The following is a 17936-nucleotide window of genomic DNA, read 5'->3' as shown; positions in this document are numbered from 1 at the left end:
ATCACCGAGATCTGCGGGATCACGCCCGAGGCCCGGGTGTTGCGCTGGAAGATGCCGCCGTAGCCGGCCAGCGCGGTGACGCCCTCCTGGATGCGGGCGCCCGCGCCGTCGTTCAGCGACACCAGCGGCGCGCCGGCCGCGATGGCCATGTCCATGATCTTGTGGATCTTCTGCGCGTGGGCCTCGCCCAGCGCGCCGCCGAAGATCCGGAAGTCGTGCGCGTAGGTGAAGACCGTCCGGCCGTGCACGGTGCCCCAGCCGACGACCACGCCGTCGGTGTGCGGCTTCTTCGCCTCCAGGCCGAAGCCCTGGGCGCGGTGCCGGCGCAGCGGCTCGACCTCGTGGAAGGAGCCCTCGTCCAGCAGCAGCTCGATCCGCTCACGGGCGGTCAGCTTGCCCTTGGCGTGCTGGGCCTCGGTGGCCTTCTCGCTCGGACCCCGGCGGACCTGCTCGCGCAGCTCGTGAAGTTCGGCGACCCGGCTACGGGCATCGGCCGGAGCCTCGCCGCCGACCGGCGCATCGTGCAGGACCGTCATCTCGAACCTCTCCAGGGTCACGTGGGCCAGCGAACACCTCTTCTGTTACGACAGTACGAGCCACTGCGCCCGCGTTTCGGCGTCGATTCCGTACAAGGTCGGAAGCCGATCGCTGTAGAGGGCGCACAGAAGGGGGCGCACGGGCCTACTGCCGGGTCACCCCCGAGGGGTGCCCGGGGGCACCCCCGGCGGGATCGCCAGGACCAGTGAATTGGCAGGTCAGCGGCAAGATGGTGGGCATGCGGAGGCCGCCGGAACGCGGCCCTCCGGAAGGGGCGCGCGAAGGCCGGCGGCCGACCGGAACGGAACCGGGGAACGCTCGGGTCGTAGGGATCCGCCAAAAGGCGGGATCAGCCCTTGGGAACGTCGTCCTCGGGGCGCTCGCCGCCCCGCCGCAGCTCCTCCTCGCGGCGGCGCAGGTCCGCCTCCCACTGCTTGAGCATGTCCTCGTGCTGCTGGTTGCCGCGCTTCAGCGAGGCCAGGAACTCCGGGTCGTCGTCCGGCGCGAGCGGCCGCGGCCGCTCGCCCTCCGGGAACCCGGCGGTCGGGCCGGACGGCCACGCCGCCCGCCGGCCGCGCGAACGGGCCCGGTCCTTTCCCGCCACCAGCCAGGCGATCGACCCGACCAGCGGGAACAGCAGCACGATGATCACCCACACCACCTTCGGCAGGTGGCGGATCTCGTCCTCCGGGGTGGTCAGGCAGTCGATGAACGCCCACACCCACAGGGCCAGCAGTGCCACCGTGGGGACGACTCGCAGAAGCACGCGCAGAACTCCGAACTATGTTCGAACAGGACCCTTGGCGGGCCCAGGTTAGCCCGTACCGGATACTGACAGGTATGGCATACGACGATCTCCGTTCCTTCCTCCGGGCCCTGGAACGCGACGGTGACCTGAAGCGGATCAAGGTGGAGGTCGACCCCCACTTGGAGGTCGGTGAGATCGTCGACCGGGTGCAGAAGGCCAAGGGCCCCGCGCTGCTCTTCGAGAACGTCAAGGGCTCGGCGATGCCGCTGGCCATGAACGTCTTCGGCACCGAGCGCCGGCTCTCCAAGGCCCTCGGCCTGAAGTCCCCCGACGACATCGCCGAGAAGATCGGCGGCCTGCTCAAGCCCGAGCTGCCGCACGGCTTCACCGGCTTCCGCGAGGCCTTCGGCAAGCTCGCCACGATGGCGCACGTCCCGCCGAAGAACGTGAAGTCCGGCGACGCGCCCGTGCACGAGGTGGTGCTCACCGGCGAGGACGTCGACCTGGAGCAGCTGCCCGCCCTGTTCACCTGGCCGCTGGACGGCGGCTCCTTCTTCAACCTCGGCCTGACCCACACCAAGGACCCCGACTCGGGCATCCGCAACCTCGGCCTGTACCGGCTGCAGCGGCACGACAAGCGCACCATCGGCATGCACTGGCAGATCCACAAGGACAGCCGCAACCACGCCGCGGTCGCCGCCAAGCGCGGCGAGAAGCTCCCCGTCGCGATCGCCTTCGGCTGCCCGCCCGCCGTCACCTACGCCGCCACCGCCCCGCTGCCCGGCGACATCGACGAGTACCTGTTCGCCGGCTTCGTGGCCGGCGAGCGGGTCCGGATGGTCGACTGCAAAACTGTCCCGCTGCAGGTCCCGGCGGACGCCGAGGTCGTCCTCGAAGGCTGGCTGGAGCCCGGCGAGATGCTCCCCGAGGGCCCGTTCGGCGACCACACCGGCTTCTACACGCCGCAGGAGCCGTTCCCCGCGCTCACCATCGACTGCGTCACCATGCGCCGCCGCCCGATCCTGCAGTCCATCGTGGTCGGCCGCCCGCCCACCGAGGACGGGCCGCTCGGCAAGTTCACCGAGCGCTTCTTCCTGCCGCTGCTCAAGGTGATCATCCCGGACATCGTCGACTACGACCTGCCCGAGGCCGGCGGCTTCCACAACTGCGTGATCGTCTCGATCGACAAGAAGTACCCCAAGCACGCGCAGAAGGTCATGCACGCCATCTGGGGCGCCCACATGATGTCGCTGACCAAGCTGATCATCGTGGTGGACGCCGACTGCGACGTCCACGACTACCAGGAAGTCGCCTGGCGGGCCCTCGGCAACGTCGACTACAGCCGCGACCTGTCCGTCGTCGAAGGCCCCGTCGACCACCTCGACCACGCCTCCTACCAGCAGTTCTGGGGCGGCAAGGCCGGCATCGACGCCACCCGCAAGCTCCCCGAGGAGGGCTACACCCGCGACGGCGGCTGGCCCGAGATGGTCGCCTCCGACCCGGAGACCGCCGCCCGGGTCACCCGCCGCTGGAAGGAGTACGGGCTGTGACCGCCGCCACCGCTCTCGAAGCCCCGAGGAGCAGGACCCGGGCCTTCCTGCGCCTGGTGATGATCGAGCACTCGATCTTCGCCCTGCCGTTCGCCTACATCGCCGCCCTCACCGCGATGTTCCTCGCCGACAAGTCCGTGCACTGGGGCGAACTGCTGCTGGTCACCGTCTGCATGGTCGGCCTCCGCACCTTCGCGATGGCCGCCAACCGGATCATCGACCGCGAGATCGACGCCCGGAACCCGCGCACCGCGGGCCGCGAACTCGTCACCGGCGCGGTCTCGCTGCGCACCGCGTACATCGGCTCCGCCGTCGCCCTGGTGGTCTTCCTCGGCTCCGCCGCCCTGCTCAACACCCTCTGCCTGGTGCTGGCCCCGGTCGCCGTGATCCCGATGGTGGTCTACCCCTACGGCAAGCGCTTCACCGACTTCCCGCAGGCCATCCTCGGCCTCGCCCAGGCGATCGGCCCCGTCGGCGCCTGGCTGGCCGTCACCGGCACCTGGTCCTGGGACGCGGCCGTCCTCGGCCTCGCCGTCGGTATCTGGATCGGCGGCTTCGACCTGATCTACGCCTGCCAGGACGTCGCGGCCGACCGAGGCATGGGCGTCCGCTCCGTCCCCGCGAGGTTCGGCATCCCCGCCGCGATCTACGGCGCCCGCGTCTGCCACGCCCTCACCACCGCCCTCCTCGTCTGGTACGCCGTCCTCACCCACGCCGGCGCCTTCTTCTGGTGCGGCCTCGCCGTGGTCGCCGGCGCCTTCGTCTACGAGCACACCATCGTCAAGCCGCACGACCTTTCGCGCCTCAACCGGGCCTTCTTCTCCACCAACGGCTTCGTGGGCATCTCGCTGTTCGCGTTCGCGCTGATCGACCTGATCGCGCGAGGGCTTGTGGCGTAGGGGCGTACCACCGGGGGCGCTGGGGGTACCCCCAGCGCTCCTGGGGTTTCGTATCCCGCCTCCGCAAAACCGTTGGCCCGGTCCGAGGTCCCGTCCCTAGGCTGGCCGTATGCGCGTGCACTACCCCCGGACGCCGCACCTCCCGTGGTCGCCCGGTGCGACGGCGGACGACGTCCGCAGCGGTGATCTCTCCGGTCTCGCCCACCGCGAGGTCGTTCTCACCGAGAAGCTCGACGGCGAGAACACCACCCTGTACGCGGACGGCCTGCACGCCCGTTCGCTGGATTCCGCGCACCACCCCTCCCGGACCTGGGTGAAAGCGTTGCAGGGCCGTCTCGGCCCCCGCATCCCGCCGGGCTGGCGGATCTGCGGCGAGAACCTGTTCGCCCGCCATTCGCTCCCGTACGGCGAGCTCGACAGCTGGTTCTACGGCTTCTCGGTGTGGACCGCCGACGACCACTGCCTCGACTGGGACGCCACCGTCCGTTTCCTGCGCCGTCTCGGTGTCCCGACGCCCCGCGTGCTGTGGCGAGGCCGGTACGACGAGCGCGCGATCCGGGCGTTGAAGCTCGACCTGGACCGTCAGGAGGGCTACGTCGTCCGTACGGTCGAGGGCTTCCCGAGGGCGGAGTTCGGCAGCCGGGTGGCCAAGTGGGTCCGCCCGCAGCACGTCCGGACCAGCACCCACTGGATGCACGCGGCCGTGGTCGAGAACGGTCTCGGCCCGAACGCCCCGCTCTGGCACGTCCGTTCGGGCGGCACGCCGGATCGCGCCGCGCTCGCGGAGGCCCTGCGCCTGCCCGAACTCCCGCCGCTGGACGAGGTGTCCGCCCGCCTGGACGAACTCGGCCGCACCGGCGACGCCCGGCTGAACGGCATCCTCGCCGCCGCCCTGTCGACCGCCCGCCGCGAGGACGTGCTGCCGCGGCTCGCGCCGACGCTGGGCCTGCCGCAGGCCCGCCGGGTGGCCGACCTGGTCGGGCTGCACCCGCAGCTCGGCCGGCCGTACCCGGACGAGGACCGTCGTGCGGGCCTGGTCCGGTTGACGGCGGCCGCCGATCTGGGGGTGCTGCACGCCGTTGCCGCGACCGTCGCGGGGACGGCGGAGGAGCGCGAGCAGGTCGCCTGGTCGGCGCTGCACGCGGAGGACGCGGGGCTGCTGGGGCCCGATCCGCTGGCGGGTCTGCGGGCCGGGTTGAGCGAGGCGCTGGAGGGTTTCGGTCCGGACGTCCGGGACAGGTGCTGGGCGCAGGCCCGGGAGGCGTTCGCGGCGGGCCGGATCGCCACCGCGGAGGAGGCGGTCGCGGCGACCTGGGCGTGGCGGGACGGCCGGTTCCCGCGGCTGGTGCACCTGTGCGGCCCGGCGGGCAGCGGCAAGTCGACGTTCGCGGCGACCCTGCCCGGTACCCGGATCGCGCTGGACGACCTGCGGACGGCCCGCGGCTCGCGCAGCGACCAGCGCGACAACGGCGAGGTGCTGCGCGAGGGGCTGACCGCGCTGGAGGCGGCCCTCGGCGAGGGCGGCGCCGCCGTGTGGGACGCCACCTCGCTGAACCGCCATCAGCGTTCCCACGTGCAGGCGATCGCCCGGCGTCGGGACGCGCTGCTGACCCAGGTGGTGCTGGTGGTCGACGAGGCCGAACTGGCCCGCCGCAACGCGGTCCGGGCGCACCCCGTCCCGGCCGAGGTGCTGACGGCGCAGCTGCACCGCTGGAGCCCGCCGTACCCGGGGCAGGCGCACCGCACCTGGTACGTGGGCGCGGGCGGCGCGGTGGAGGACACGGCGGGCGCCCTGGACGGCGAGGAGGACTGACATGCGTCCCATCGAGCAGATCTGCCAACGCATCCGCTGGGACGACCGGTTCGACCCGGCCCGGTTCACGCTGGGCGTCCGGCAGCGCGACGACCGCACCAAGCTGGTCCCGCTGGAGACGTTCACCGCCGCCGGGGACGTGCCCTGGCACCGGGTGCGGCACGTCGAGGCCGACGGCCGGGTGGTGTGGGACCGCGACACCGGCGTCGACCTGCTCGACACCACCACCGCGGGGCGGCGCACCGCCCCGCGCGTGCTGCCCGCGCCGTTCTTCACCCCGAGCACCCCGCACGCCTGGCACCCGGAGCGCGGCTGGCGGCCCGCGGAGGGCCGACCGGGCGTTCCCGTCGGGCAGCTGCGGGTGGTCACCTGGAACACCCTGTGGGACCGCTACGACCCGGAGCTGATTCACACCGCCCGCCGCCGTCCGCTGCTGCTCGCCGAGCTGGAAGCCGCCGACGCCGACCTGATCGCCCTGCAGGAGGTCGAACCGGCGCTGGTGAAGCTCCTGTTGGCGCAGGAGTGGGTCCGGCGCGGCTACACCCTGGGCGCGGACCCGTTCGGCCGGGAGATCGACGACCACGGGCTGTTGCTGCTCAGCCGACTGCCCGTACTGGAGGCCGGCCGGCACGCCCTCGGCCCGCACAAGGCCGTCACCGCGATCACCGTGCCCACCGGGGACGGGCCGCTCACCGTCGCCGCCGTCCATCTCAGCAGCGACCACTCGCCCGACGGCGCCGTCCGCCGGAGCGCCGAACTCGCGCTGCTCGCCGAGGGGTTCGCCGCCGTCGAGGGCGACCTGCTGGTGCTCGGCGACTTCAACGACAGCAGCTCGACGCCCGTCGCCGCCCTCGACCTGAACGACACCTGGACCGAGGTGCACGGCCCCGAGGACGGCACCCCGACCTTCGACCCGGTCGCCAACCCGCTCGCCGCCGTCTCCTCCCTCACCGGCCGGGCCGGCCGCCTCGACCGGGTTCTGCTCCGTCCCGGCCGGGCCCGCGTCGAAGCCGCCCGCCTGCTCGGCCGACTCCCCGACCGGGAGGGCCTGTTCGCCTCCGACCACTACGGGCTCGCGGTCGACCTGGACTTCACCCCCGCTCCCGCCGAGGGCCGGCTCGACGCCCCGCCCACCGCCCGCACGGCCGTCGCCTGGCTGCCGCCCGAGCAGCTGCGGCCCCCGATCCAGCGCCTGCGCGCGGAGCACGACCCGCAGCTCGACCGCTGGCCGCCGCACGTCAACCTGCTGTACGGCTTCGTCGCCGAGTACGAATGGGACGCCGCGCTGCCGCTGCTGGCCGAGGCCGCCGCCGAAGTCCCGCCGTTCACGGCCACGTTGGCGGGCGTGCGGACGTTCGCCCGGCGGACCGGCCACACCCTCTGGCTCGACCCGGCCGCCGACGGCCCCGCCCCGTGGGCCGCACTGCGGGACGCCCTGGAGCGCCGCTTCCCGCAGTGCCGCGCCCACGCCGACGGGTACCACCCGCACCTGACGCTCGGCCGGTCCGACGATCCCCGCCGGGCCGTCGCCGACTGCACCGCCGCGCTCGACCCGATGACCGCCCCCGTCGGCGAACTGGTCGTGCTGTCCCGGCGCGGCGACGGCCCGATGCTCCCGCGCGCCACCGTCGCCCTCGGCACCGGCGAACTCCGGCCCGTTCCCGAGCCGTTGGCCGCCGCGCCGGTCGAACCGCCGACATCCATCGGGGAGTTGACGGAACGGATCGCGGCCGTGCTGCCCGGCGAGGTCCACCCGGTGGGCTCCCGCCGGCTCGGCTGCGCACTGCCCGGTGCCGACCTGGACCTGGTCGCCGTGCTGCCCGGCGCCGTCGAACCCGCCCTGCTGGCCGCCGAGTTGGCCGCCGCACTGCCGGACGCCCGGAACGTCCGCGAGGTGCGCGGCGCGCGGGTGCCGGGGATCCGGCTGGACGTCGGCGGGCTGGCCGTCGACCTGGTGCTGGCCCCGGCCGACGGATCGGCCGAGGACTTCGCGGTCGCGTGCAGCGCCGTCACCGACGCCGAGGCGGTGCTCGCCGCGGTCGGCGACCGCCACCGGGCGTTCGCCGCGCTGGCCCGCCGGGTCAAGGCCTGGACCCGGGCGCGCGGCCTGGACGGCGCGCCGTTCGGCCAACTCCCGTCCCTGGCCTGGACGGTGCTCGCCGCACGGACCGTCCGGGAGACCGCCTCGGACGAACCGGCCGAACTGTTCCGCCGCTTCACCGGGACCTGGGCCGCCTGGGACTGGCGGCAACCCGTCACCCTGCTCGGCGGGCCGGCCGCCCCGCACCCCGACCCGGTGACGGTGCTGACCCCGACCGCCCCGGTCCGCAGCTGCACTGCCCAGGTCGGCGCCGGCGCCCGCGACCTGCTCGCCGAGGAGCTCTACCGTGCCTGGGAGCTCGGCCCCGACCACCCCGAGCTGCTCGTCCCGCCGCCGCTGCACCGCCGCCACGCCGCCTGGCTGGTGCTGACCGCCGACCCCGAACGGCTCGGACCGGTCAAGGGCCGCCTGCGCGCCCTGCTCACCGCCCTCGAACCCACCCCCGGCGTGCACGCCTGGCCGCACCTGCTGCCGGGCCACCGCCTCGCCGTCGGCCTGGGCCCGCAGCCGCCCGACCGCGAGACCCTCGACCGGATCACCGCCGCCTGGCTGCCCGGCCTGCCGGGCGTCACCGCCACCCGCCTGCCGGGCGGCGAACTCGACCCGGCCGGGTGATCCCGCGGCCCGCCGCCGGGCACCCCGATGCGCCATGCTGGAACAAGGGACTCGACCAGATTCGAACGGGGACCACGATGATCGGCACACTGCAGTGCGTAGTGCTGGACTGCCACTACCCGGCGGGCCTGGCCCACTTCTACGCCGCCCTGCTCGGCGGCGAGGTCGACCGGCCCGACCCGCGCTGGTCGCTGGACGAGGAGTGGTCCACCGTCCACCTGCCCGGCGGCCAGGTGCTCGGCTTCCAGCGCGTCGAGGACTACCGCCCGCCGATCTGGCCCGACCCGGCCCACCCGCAGCAGCTCCACCTGGACATCGAGGTCGAGGACATCTCCGCCGTCGAGCAGCGGGTGGTCGAACTCGGCGCCGAGGTCAAGGACCGCGAGGCCGGCTGGACGGTGTTCGTCGACCCGGCCGGGCACCCGTTCTGCCTGATCCCGCGCCGCGCCGCCTGACGCTCAGGCCAGCGTCAGCACGTCCCCGACCCGCAGCCGGCCGGGCCGGGAGACGGACGCCAGCGCACCGAGCTCGCAGTCCCGCTCGTGCGCGACGGTCTTCAGGATCTCCGGCGCGTGCGGCAGCCCGGGCTGCGCCGCCCCGACCATCACGCACCGCACACTGGCCCGGACGAACGCCAGCCGGACCCCGCCCTTCACCCGGCCCTCCCGGCCGTACCAGGCGTCCTCGGTGAACGGGGGAGTCCCGGGCGGGGTCCGCAGCAGCACGTTCGGCCGGAACCGGCGCTCGTCCACCACCGCGGACGGCACCGCCGCGGCGATCCAGTCCAGCGTGGCGGTGGTCAGCACGCTCACCGGCAGCTCGTCGAAGTGCGACACCGCGTCCTCGCGGGCCAGCCCGACGTCCTCCTGCTCCAGGTACGCGCGCAGGAAGGCGTCCGGGTCCGGCACCGGCATCCCCAGCGGGTCGAACAGCTCCGGGCCGTCGATCCTGCTGCCGAGCCGGGAGCTGAGCCGCAACAGGCCGTCCATCCGCCGGAACCGGCGGGTGTTCTTCCCCGACCCGAACCTCCCGGCGCCGTCACGCACCGCGTACAGCCGGTCGCCGACCAGGCCGCGGTCGTCCACCTCGACGGAGTCGAGCAACTCGCCGCCCGTGGACTTCACGGGGTAGCGCCACAAGCGCTCGACCACACCGACGATCTGAGGCATGGCGGGAGCCTATCGGGGCCCCGCCTCGATGGTCTAGACCAAGTCGCGGGCGGGGGCGGCCCGTTGGCCGCCCGTCAGCCGATTCGCGCCACCGCCCGCACCGGCGCCCCGTCCGCCGCCGTCAACCGCAGCGGGAACAGCGACACCTCCACCGGCACCCCGGCCGCCTGCGCCTCCAGCAGCGGCGACAGGTCCGTCAGGTTCTCCGCGATCACCCCACCGCCCTCCGGCCCCAGCAGCACCCGGTGCGCCGCCAACGTCGGCAACTCCGGCGCCGGATCGTGCTCGTCCGCCAACTCCGCCAACAGGCTGGCCACTTCGGGATCGGACGGCCCCGGATCGGGCGTCGGATCCACCGACAGCGCGTCCACCCCGACGGTGCGCACGCCCGCCGCGACGATGGCTGCCGCGGCCTCCTCCGACAGGTACGGATGCGCGAAGTACCGGTCCGTCCCCCAGTACTTGGGCCACCCCGTCGCCAGCAGCAGCACCGTCCCCGGCCCCGACACCGCGAGCGCCTCCGCCAGATGCCCCGCCGTCACCTCCCCGCGCGCCGGCAGCTCCCGCAGATCCACCACCACCGCGGGCCCGGTGAACAGCTCCAACGGCAGCCCGTCCAACGTCGGCCACCGCACGTCCAGGTGGTACGGCGCGTCCACATGCGTCCCCGTCTGCGACCCCAGGTGCACCGCCAGCACATTCACCCCCTCCACCTCGGCCGTCAACGCCGCCCGCAACTCCACCCCGGGATCCCCGGGATACACCGGCATCCCGGACACCACCGGATGCGTCAGATCCACCAACTCCACAGCCATGCAGACCATTCTGGTCTTGAGAGGCGGGCGGGTGCGAAGACAGGGGCGCGGGGAACTGCGCGAAGGGGAACGCAACACACGACAATGTCCCCATGAGCACCCCCCGTCGCCCCTGGGTCGTCGGCGTCTCCGGCGCCAGCGGCACCCCCTACGCCGCGTCCGTGATCCGCGCGCTGCTGGACGCCGACGAGTCCGTCGATCTGGTGGTGAGTCGGGCCGCCCGGCTGACCATCCTGGACGAGACCGGCATCTCGTTCCGGGACGCGCACTGGAAGGCCGATCTCGCGCAGTGGCTGGGCCGGGAGGAGAAGGAGCTGGACGACGTCCGGTACTGGCCCGCAGGGGATTTCGCGGCGGGCCCGTCCTCCGGCTCGTACCCGGCGAAGGGGATGCTGGTCGTCCCGGCCACCACCGGCGCCGCGGCCGGCATCGCGCTGGGGCTGTCCAAGGACCTGCTCCAGCGCACCGCCTCGGTGACGCTCAAGGAGCGCCGCCCGCTGGTGCTGTGCCTGCGCGAGACGCCGCTCACCGGCGTCACCCTGCAGCACCTGGTGGCCCTGGACGCGCAGGGTGCGGTGGTGCTGCCGGCCTCGCCGGGGTTCTACGCGGGGGGCTCGACGGCCCAGGAGCTGGTGGATTTCGTGGCGGGCCGGGTGCTGGACGCGGTGGGGGTGTCGCACCGGTTGTACCGGCGCTGGTCGGGCAGCCTCGGCGAGGCGGGGAGCACTCCCGGAAGCACCCCGGAAACCCGGTCGCGCCGGGGCGAGTGAGCGGCCTCGCCAGGGGAGAGTATGTTCTCTGGGATACCCCGGTCGATCGGCGCTCGGCGCCTTGGATTCCAGAAAATGATCTTGGTTCTGGAAAGGTTCGGAAGGACGCGGCAGGCAATGGACTCTGTGGACAGGCAGCTCATCCAGGCACTTCGTGAGAACGGCCGTGCCTCGTATGCCGAGCTGGGCCGTCTGGTGGGCCTCTCCGGGCCGAGCGTCACGGACCGGATCAACCGTCTTGAGCAGGCGGGCGTGATCACCGGGTACCGGGCGACGGTCAACCCGGCCACCCTGGGCTACGGGGTGACGGCGCTGATCGGTCTTCAGCTGACCGACGCCGCCGACCACGACGACGTCTCGCACCGGCTGAAGGACCTCCCGGAGGTGGAGGACTGCTGGTTCATCGCGGGCGACGACTCGTACATGCTGAAGGTCCGGGTGCCGGACGTGGAGGGCCTGGAGTCGGTGGTCAAGCGGCTGTCCGGCACCAAGGGCGTGGCGCGCACCCGGACCACGGTGGTGCTCTCCACCAAGTGGGAGAACCGGGTCAGCGAATTGCCGCTGCACCTCGCCGAGTAGCGCAATAGGGTCGTCGTCCCACGAACCGTCAACTGCTGAGGATGGCCCCGGATGTCCCTGGTCGACCTGGAAGACCTGCGCGCCGCTCAACGTCGGATCGCCGGCACGGCGGTCCGCACCCCGCTGCTGCCCTGCCCGTGGGCGGAGCAGCCGGACGGGCGCCGGCTGTGGCTGAAGCCGGAGAGCCTCCAGCCGACCGGGGCGTTCAAGGTCCGCGGCGCGTTCAACCGGCTGGCGGCGCTCAGCGCGGAGGAGCGTTCCCGGGGCGTGGTGGCGCAGTCCAGCGGCAACCACGCCCAGGCGGTGGCGTACGCGGCGCAGCGGCTCGGCATCAAGGCGGTCATCGTGATGCCGGACACCTCGCCCGCGGTGAAGATCGAGAACACCCGTTCGTTCGGCGCCGAGGTGCTGGTCGTCCCGGCCGAGCAGCGCGACACGCTCCCGCCGGAGCTGGTCGCCGCGCACGGCTACGTGTGGGTGCCGCCGTACGACGACCCGTACATCGTGGCGGGCCAGGGCACGGTCGGCCTGGAGATCGCCGAGGACGCCCCGGACGACCTGGACACCGTGCTGGTGCCGGTCTCCGGCGGCGGCCTGATCTCCGGCACGGCCGCGGCGCTGAAGCTGACCTGCCCGGGCGTGCGGGTGATAGGCGTGGAGCCGGAGCTCGCGGCGGACGCGCAGGAGAGCCTGCGCAAGGGCGTCCGCACCGCCTGGCCGATGGCCGACACCTACCGCACCGTCGCGGACGGCCTGCGCACCCCGGTGGTGGGCGTCCTCCCGTTCGAGCACCTCACCGCGTACGTGGACGACATCGTCACCGTCTCCGAGCAGGAGATCAGGGACACCGTCGCCCTGCTGGCCCGCCGCGGCCGGCTGGTCGCCGAGCCGTCCGGCGCGGTCGCCCCGGCCGCGTACTTCCACCGCGCCGAGGAGCTCGGCGGCCGCGTCTTCGCAGCCGTGGTCAGCGGCGGGAACCTGGACCCCGCCCTGCTGGCCGAACTGCTGGCGGCCTAGGCGTAGTCTCGACTGGCAACGAATCGAAGGACCGAGGAGGCGGAGCGCCGCATGGACGCAGGGCTCAAGCGCGAGCTGGAGGCGAAGGTCTACGCCGGTGAGCGGCTGACCCGCGAGGACGGGATCGCGCTCTACGAGAGCGACGACCTGGCCTGGCTGGGCGGCCTGGCCCACCACGTGCGGACGCAGAAGAACGGCGACGTCGTCCACTTCAACGTCAACCGCCACCTCAACATGACCAACGTGTGCAGCGCCTCCTGCGCGTACTGCTCGTTCCAGCGCAAGCCGGGCGAGAAGGACGCGTACACGATGCGCATCGAGGAGGCCGTCCGGCTCGCCAAGGCGATGGAGTCGGAGTCCCTCACCGAGCTGCACATCGTCAACGGCCTGCACCCGACCCTGCCGTGGCGCTACTACCCGCGCTCGCTGAAGGAGCTGAAGGCCGCGCTGCCGAACGTCTCGCTGAAGGCGTTCACCGCGACCGAGATCCACTGGTTCGAGCGGATCAGCGGCCTGACGGCGAGCGAGATCCTGGACGAGCTGATCGAGGCCGGCCTGGAGTCGCTGACCGGCGGCGGCGCGGAGATCTTCGACTGGGAGGTCCGCCAGCACATCGTCGACCACGACACCCACTGGGAGGACTGGTCGCGGATCCACCGCCTGGCACACGAGAAGGGCCTCAAGACCCCGGCCACCATGCTGTACGGCCACATCGAGGAGCCCCGCCACCGGGTCGACCACGTGCTGCGGCTGCGTGAGCTGCAGGACGAGACCGGCGGTTTCCAGGTCTTCATCCCGCTGCGCTACCAGCACGACTTCCACGACTCGAAGGACGGCAAGGTCCGCAACCGCCTGATGGACCGCACCGAGATGGCCACCGGCGCCGAGGCGCTGAAGACCTTCGCGGTGTCCCGCCTGCTGTTCGACAACGTCCCGCACGTCAAGGTGTTCTGGGTGATGCACGGCGTCACCACCGCGCAGCTGGCGCTCAGCCACGGCGCGGACGACATGGACGGCTCGGTGGTCGAGTACAAGATCACCCACGACGCGGACAACTTCGGCACCCCGAACAAGCTGGGCCGCGACGACCTGCTCGGCCTGATCCGGGACGCCGGCTTCCGCCCGGTCGAGCGCAACACCCGCTACGAGATCATCCGGGAGTACGACGGCCCGGACCTGCAGCGCCGGGAGACCCCGCAGGCCATGCGCCTCTGACTCCCGCCCGCACGTACGACTGCGCCCGGCGGCCGGTTTCCGGCCACCGGGCGCAGTCGTTCCGCAAGGGGCGCGCGGGACGGTTCTGCACTACCTGGTATGCCCCTCACCACCGGGAATGCGTTTCCACGCGCGTATGCTCACAGGCCCATCACACAGCCCGGGTTCCACCGCGTCCCCCGGGTCTGGGAGGATCGACGACATGTCCGGTTCCCATCGCGCCGCCTCGCACCGCCGCTCGGCCCCCGCGCCGGCCTCCCGGAGCGAGGCCGAGCAGACCCAGGGCCGAGCCGCGAGCCGCCGCCGCAAGCCGAAGCCGCGCCGGGCCGCCAAGCTCACCGTCGGCACCGCGACCCTGCTGGCCCTGACGGCCGGCTGGTTCACCGTCGGCCCCGGTCGGGACTTCCAGGGCGAGACCGCCAGCGCCGCCCCGGACCGTGAGCCCGAGGTCGCCCCGATGAAGGCCGCCGACGCCCACACCGGGGCCCCGGCCGCCGACCGCTCCACCCGCGACAGGATCACGGCCATCCCGGGGCTGGGCGCCTCCTGGACGGCGAAGATCCCCGCCGAGACCCGTCAGGTGCTGGTCGCCAGCGGCAAGGGCAAGGACTCCTCGGACAACACCGTCACGCTGTGGACCCGCGGCGACGACGGCGGCTGGCAGGCGGGCCAGAGCTGGCCCGCCCACAACGCCTACAAGGGCTGGACCGCCGACCACCGCTCCGGCGACCTGCGCAGCCCGATCGGCCTGTTCTCGCTCACCGACGCCGGCGGCCGCAAGGCCGACCCCGGCTCCAAGCTGCCGTACGACGAGAACGCCAAGTTCGTGATGGGCGGGCGCGGCTTCAACAACGAGCCGCTGGCCGGCTCCTTCGACTACGTGGTCGCGATCAACTACAACCGGGTGGTCGGCTCCTCCCCGCTCGACGGTCGCTTCCCGGACGGCGCGGCCAAGGGCGGCGGCATCTGGCTGCACCTCGACCACGGCGGCCCCACCCACGGCTGCATCTCGCTGACCGAGGACCACATGGTCGAGCTGATCAAGACCCTCGACCCGGCCATGCACCCGATGATCGCCATGGGCGACGCCGATTCCCTGGCGGCGTGACGGGTTCCGGTTGTGAGGCCCCTACAGCATCCGGCACCCGATCCTGTGCCAGGGCGTTACCGCCCGACTGGCCGGTAACCCGGTTGAGTGGCAGTATGACCGCCTCTCGTATCGTGGCGCTGGGCCACTACCAGCCGCCGAAGATCCTCACCAACGACGATCTCTCGGCGATGGTCGACACCGACGACCAGTGGATCCGGAGCCGGGTCGGCATCCGCACCCGGCACATCGCCGAGGACGAGACCCTGGTCGACCTCGCCGCCGGCGCCGCCCAGAAGGCCCTCGCCCGCGCGGGAGTGACCCCCGACCAGATCGACCTGATCGCCGTCGCCACCTGCACCGCCGTCGAACGCAGCCCCAACACCGCCGCCGCGGTCGCCGCCCGGCTCGGCATCCCCACGCCCGCCGCCTACGACCTGAACACCGTCTGCTCGGGCTTCTCGTACGCGCTGGCCACCGCCGACCACGCGATCCGGGCCGGCGCCGCCACCCGCGCGCTGGTGATCGGCGCCGAGCGGATGTCCGACATCGTGGACTGGACCGACCGCACCACCTGCGTGATCTTCGCGGACGGCGCGGGCGCCGCCGTCCTGGAGGCCGTCCCCGACGACCGGGCCGGCATCGGCCCGGTGGTGTGGGGCTCCGAGCCGGAGAAGGGCGAGGCGGTGGTGATCAGCGGCTGGCAGCCGATCATCAGCCAGCAGGGCCAGACCGTCTTCCGCTGGGCCACCACCCAGGTCGCCCCGCTGGCCCGCAAGGCCTGCGAGAAGGCCGGCCTGGACCCGTCCGAGCTGCGCGGCTTCGTCGCCCACCAGGCCAACCTGCGGATCATCGACGCGATCGCCGGAAAGCTCGGCCTGGCCGAGGACGCGGTGGTCGCCCGCGACGTGGTCGAGTCCGGCAACACCTCTGCCGCCTCCATCCCGCTGGCGCTGTCCAAGCTGGTCGAGCGCGGCGAGCTGCACAGCGGCGACCCGGTGCTGCTGTTCGGCTTCGGCGGCGGCCTGGCCTACGCGGGCCAGGTGGTGCACTGCCCCTGACCCGGGAGCGGGCCCACGACAGGACACGACACCACACGGCGCAGGGGCGGCCGGGAGACCATCTCCCGACCGCCCCTGCGTTTCGTTGTATCGGTGCGGATGACGCCCCGCGGTACGTCGGCGAACCTCCCCCGAGGACACGGCCGCGTCCGACGCACCCCGGACAGGAAACCGGGGCTCGGGCGTCAGCGGACTGGGCTGAGTGTTACTTCGGCGGCTTCTTTCCGGTGACTCCGAGGTACACCTGGAGCGCCAGGCTGGGCTTGAGGTCCTTGACCTTCACGCCCCACGAGGTGAACGCCTTCGAGTGCTCCGCGGACGCGGCCAGCAACGTCACCAGGGCGCCGGCGATCGCCGACCCGTCGACCGTCTTGTCGGTCTTGCCCTGGGTGTTGCGAACCGCCTCGGCGAGCGGAGCCGCCACCGAGTTGAGGACCTTCATGCGGATCTTGAAGAACCGCTTGTCCCCTTCCGCGGCACCGAGTGTGATCACTCGGAGAATGGCGTCATTCTTGCGCCAGAAGGCGAGGAATCCGTCCACCAGTTCTTCGGAAGTGGTGAAGCCGGTCTTTCCCGCCCAGGACTTTCCATCGACGAGCTCTTTGAGCCCGCCGCTGTCCTCGGCCATTTCCTCGGCGATCTCAAGGACTGCGCCCTCGACATCCGGGAAGTACTGGTAGAAGGTCGCGGGGGAGGTACCCGCCATACGGGCGACGTCGATGACCTTGACGTCCCGGTACGGCGACGTGCTGAGCATCTCGCGGAGGCAGTCGAGCAGCTTCTGCCGCGTCTCCTGTCCGCGCCGCCCGGCGACGCGACCGTCGACGGTGCGAACTTGTCCTGTCATGCCGTCAGCTTACCGTGGCACGATCTTGGCGCGATTCGGTAGTGCGACTATTAGTCCGCTCGTGGGGAGAATCAACGACTTTTCAGCGTGTGTTGTTGCCCCCCCGTGCACTGATGACCCCACAGCGTGACGACAAGTCAGCTCCGGCGGGTTCGGCGACGGCCGCGACCCCCCGACACGCCCGGTGACCCGCCCCGCCGGGGCGGGTGACACGGGCGGGGGAGATTGGCTCCAGGACGGCGGGCATTGGAGAATCGGGGGCGCGCCACCGCCGGGGGGCGTTGGCGGAAGGGGAGGTGGCTGCGGAGTGGACCCGCTGACGGCGCACGATCCGAGACGGATCGGGCCCTTCGAGGTGCTGGCCCGGCTCGGCGCGGGCGGCATGGGCCTGGTGTACCTGGCCCGGTCGGCCTCCGGCCGCCGGGTGGCCATCAAGACCGTCCGCAGCGAGCTGGCCGAGGACAACCTGTTCCGGGTCCGTTTCGCCCGCGAGATCGCCGCCGCGAAGACGGTCGGCGGCTTCTACACCGCCGCCGTGGTGGACGCCGACGCCGACGCCGCGGTGCCCTGGCTGGCCACCGCCTACGTGCCCGCGCCCTCGCTGGAGGACCTGGTCACCGACTGCGGGCCGCTGCCCGCCGACGCGGTGCGCTGGCTGACCGCCGGCATCGCCGAGGCGCTGCAGTCCATCCACGCCGCCGGGCTGGTGCACCGCGACCTCAAGCCGTCCAACGTGCTGGTGGTCGAGGACGGCCCGCGGGTGATCGACTTCGGCATCGCCGCCGGCGTGTCGAGCACCCGGCTCACCATGACCAACGTCGCGGTCGGCACCCCCGCCTACATGTCGCCCGAGCAGGCCCGCGACAGCCGCAGCGTCACCGGCGCCAGCGACGTGTTCTCGCTCGGCTCGCTGGTGGTGTTCTGCGCCACCGGGCACCCGCCGTACCGGGGCACCAACCCGGTCGAGACGGTGTTCCAGCTGCTGCGCGACCAGCCGGACCTGTCCGGGCTGCCCGCCGAGCTGACCGACCTGGTGCGGGCCTGCATGCGGCCCGCGCCCGAGCACCGGCCGACGCCCGCCCAGATCCAGGCCGAGCTGGCCCCGCACCTGTT

Annotated in this window: 17 protein-coding genes; 12 read left to right on the top strand and 5 right to left on the bottom strand. The window is 72.7% G+C overall.

What is annotated here, in order from left to right:
- A partial coding sequence (locus IEZ12_RS38020; RefSeq protein ID WP_308431020.1) for a carboxyl transferase domain-containing protein occupies nucleotides 1–536 on the bottom strand: 536 nt, incomplete at its 3' end.
- A 350-nt stretch (nucleotides 537–886) separates the two neighbouring features.
- Complete coding sequence (locus IEZ12_RS08955; RefSeq protein ID WP_189271523.1) at nucleotides 887–1303, bottom strand: PLD nuclease N-terminal domain-containing protein; 417 nt, start codon at nucleotides 1301–1303, stop codon at nucleotides 887–889.
- Nucleotides 1304–1377: 74 nt separating this feature from the next.
- On the opposite strand from IEZ12_RS08955, the gene IEZ12_RS08950 reads away from it, so the two are divergent.
- The 5 genes from IEZ12_RS08950 (at nucleotide 1378) to IEZ12_RS08930 (ending at nucleotide 8718) form a co-directional block, all read left to right on the top strand.
- Nucleotides 1378–2835, top strand: a complete 1458-nt coding sequence (locus tag IEZ12_RS08950; protein WP_043914710.1) for a menaquinone biosynthesis decarboxylase — start codon at nucleotides 1378–1380, stop codon at nucleotides 2833–2835.
- Complete coding sequence (mqnP, locus tag IEZ12_RS08945; RefSeq protein ID WP_189271522.1) at nucleotides 2832–3734, top strand: menaquinone biosynthesis prenyltransferase MqnP; 903 nt, start codon at nucleotides 2832–2834, stop codon at nucleotides 3732–3734. The genes IEZ12_RS08950 and mqnP overlap by 4 nt, the downstream gene beginning before the upstream one ends.
- 109 nt (nucleotides 3735–3843) lie before the next feature.
- On the top strand, nucleotides 3844–5547 hold the full coding sequence (locus IEZ12_RS08940) for an RNA ligase family protein (RefSeq protein WP_189271521.1): 1704 nt from the start codon (nucleotides 3844–3846) through the stop codon (nucleotides 5545–5547).
- Between the two features lies 1 nt (nucleotide 5548).
- Nucleotides 5549–8263, top strand: a complete 2715-nt coding sequence (locus IEZ12_RS08935) for an RNA repair domain-containing protein (RefSeq protein ID WP_189271520.1) — start codon at nucleotides 5549–5551, stop codon at nucleotides 8261–8263.
- A gap of 77 nt (nucleotides 8264–8340) precedes the next feature.
- A complete protein-coding gene (locus tag IEZ12_RS08930; protein ID WP_100587330.1) occupies nucleotides 8341–8718 on the top strand; it encodes a VOC family protein in 378 nt (125 codons plus the stop codon).
- A gap of 3 nt (nucleotides 8719–8721) precedes the next feature.
- Here the strand turns inward: IEZ12_RS08930 and IEZ12_RS08925 are convergent, their stop codons facing one another.
- Nucleotides 8722–9432 (bottom strand): MOSC domain-containing protein, encoded by a 711-nt coding sequence (locus IEZ12_RS08925; RefSeq protein ID WP_043914697.1) that lies wholly within the window; start codon nucleotides 9430–9432, stop codon nucleotides 8722–8724.
- A 74-nt stretch (nucleotides 9433–9506) separates the two neighbouring features.
- Entirely contained in the window at nucleotides 9507–10247 is a 741-nt protein-coding gene (locus IEZ12_RS08920) for a cyclase family protein (RefSeq protein ID WP_189271519.1), read from the bottom strand.
- A gap of 92 nt (nucleotides 10248–10339) precedes the next feature.
- Between IEZ12_RS08920 and IEZ12_RS08915 the strand changes: the two genes are divergently transcribed.
- The 6 genes from IEZ12_RS08915 (at nucleotide 10340) to IEZ12_RS08890 (ending at nucleotide 15976) form a co-directional block, all read left to right on the top strand.
- Nucleotides 10340–11017, top strand: a complete 678-nt coding sequence (locus tag IEZ12_RS08915) for a UbiX family flavin prenyltransferase (RefSeq protein ID WP_189271518.1) — start codon at nucleotides 10340–10342, stop codon at nucleotides 11015–11017.
- 117 nt (nucleotides 11018–11134) lie between these two features.
- Nucleotides 11135–11596, top strand: coding sequence for an Lrp/AsnC family transcriptional regulator (locus IEZ12_RS08910; RefSeq protein ID WP_030462120.1), 462 nt, complete (start codon nucleotides 11135–11137; stop codon nucleotides 11594–11596).
- A gap of 51 nt (nucleotides 11597–11647) precedes the next feature.
- The gene (locus tag IEZ12_RS08905; RefSeq protein ID WP_043914691.1) at nucleotides 11648–12613 is read left to right on the top strand and encodes a threonine ammonia-lyase; all 966 of its coding nucleotides are present in this window, start codon (nucleotides 11648–11650) and stop codon (nucleotides 12611–12613) included.
- A 51-nt stretch (nucleotides 12614–12664) separates the two neighbouring features.
- Complete coding sequence (gene mqnE, locus IEZ12_RS08900) at nucleotides 12665–13828, top strand: aminofutalosine synthase MqnE (RefSeq protein WP_043914689.1); 1164 nt, start codon at nucleotides 12665–12667, stop codon at nucleotides 13826–13828.
- 202 nt (nucleotides 13829–14030) lie between these two features.
- A complete protein-coding gene (locus tag IEZ12_RS08895; protein ID WP_189271517.1) occupies nucleotides 14031–14936 on the top strand; it encodes a L,D-transpeptidase family protein in 906 nt (301 codons plus the stop codon).
- 95 nt (nucleotides 14937–15031) lie between these two features.
- Nucleotides 15032–15976 carry a beta-ketoacyl-ACP synthase III gene (locus IEZ12_RS08890; protein WP_189271516.1) on the top strand — a complete coding sequence of 315 codons (945 nt, stop codon included), beginning with the start codon at nucleotides 15032–15034 and terminating at the stop codon, nucleotides 15974–15976.
- Nucleotides 15977–16181: 205 nt separating this feature from the next.
- Here IEZ12_RS08890 and IEZ12_RS08885 read toward each other — a convergent pair whose 3' ends face one another.
- Complete coding sequence (locus IEZ12_RS08885; protein WP_100587127.1) at nucleotides 16182–16823, bottom strand: TetR family transcriptional regulator; 642 nt, start codon at nucleotides 16821–16823, stop codon at nucleotides 16182–16184.
- Nucleotides 16824–17130: 307 nt separating this feature from the next.
- Here IEZ12_RS08885 and IEZ12_RS38015 point away from each other — a divergent pair.
- Nucleotides 17131–17936: serine/threonine-protein kinase (locus tag IEZ12_RS38015; protein WP_229847349.1), on the top strand; the 806-nt coding region annotated here is incomplete at its 3' end.

The sequence above is a fragment of the Kitasatospora griseola genome, from assembly GCF_014648555.1.
GTDB classification, from domain to species: domain Bacteria; phylum Actinomycetota; class Actinomycetes; order Streptomycetales; family Streptomycetaceae; genus Kitasatospora; species Kitasatospora griseola.
Note: the sequence above shows the minus strand (reverse complement) of the source record. Positions and strands in the feature narration are given on the sequence as shown.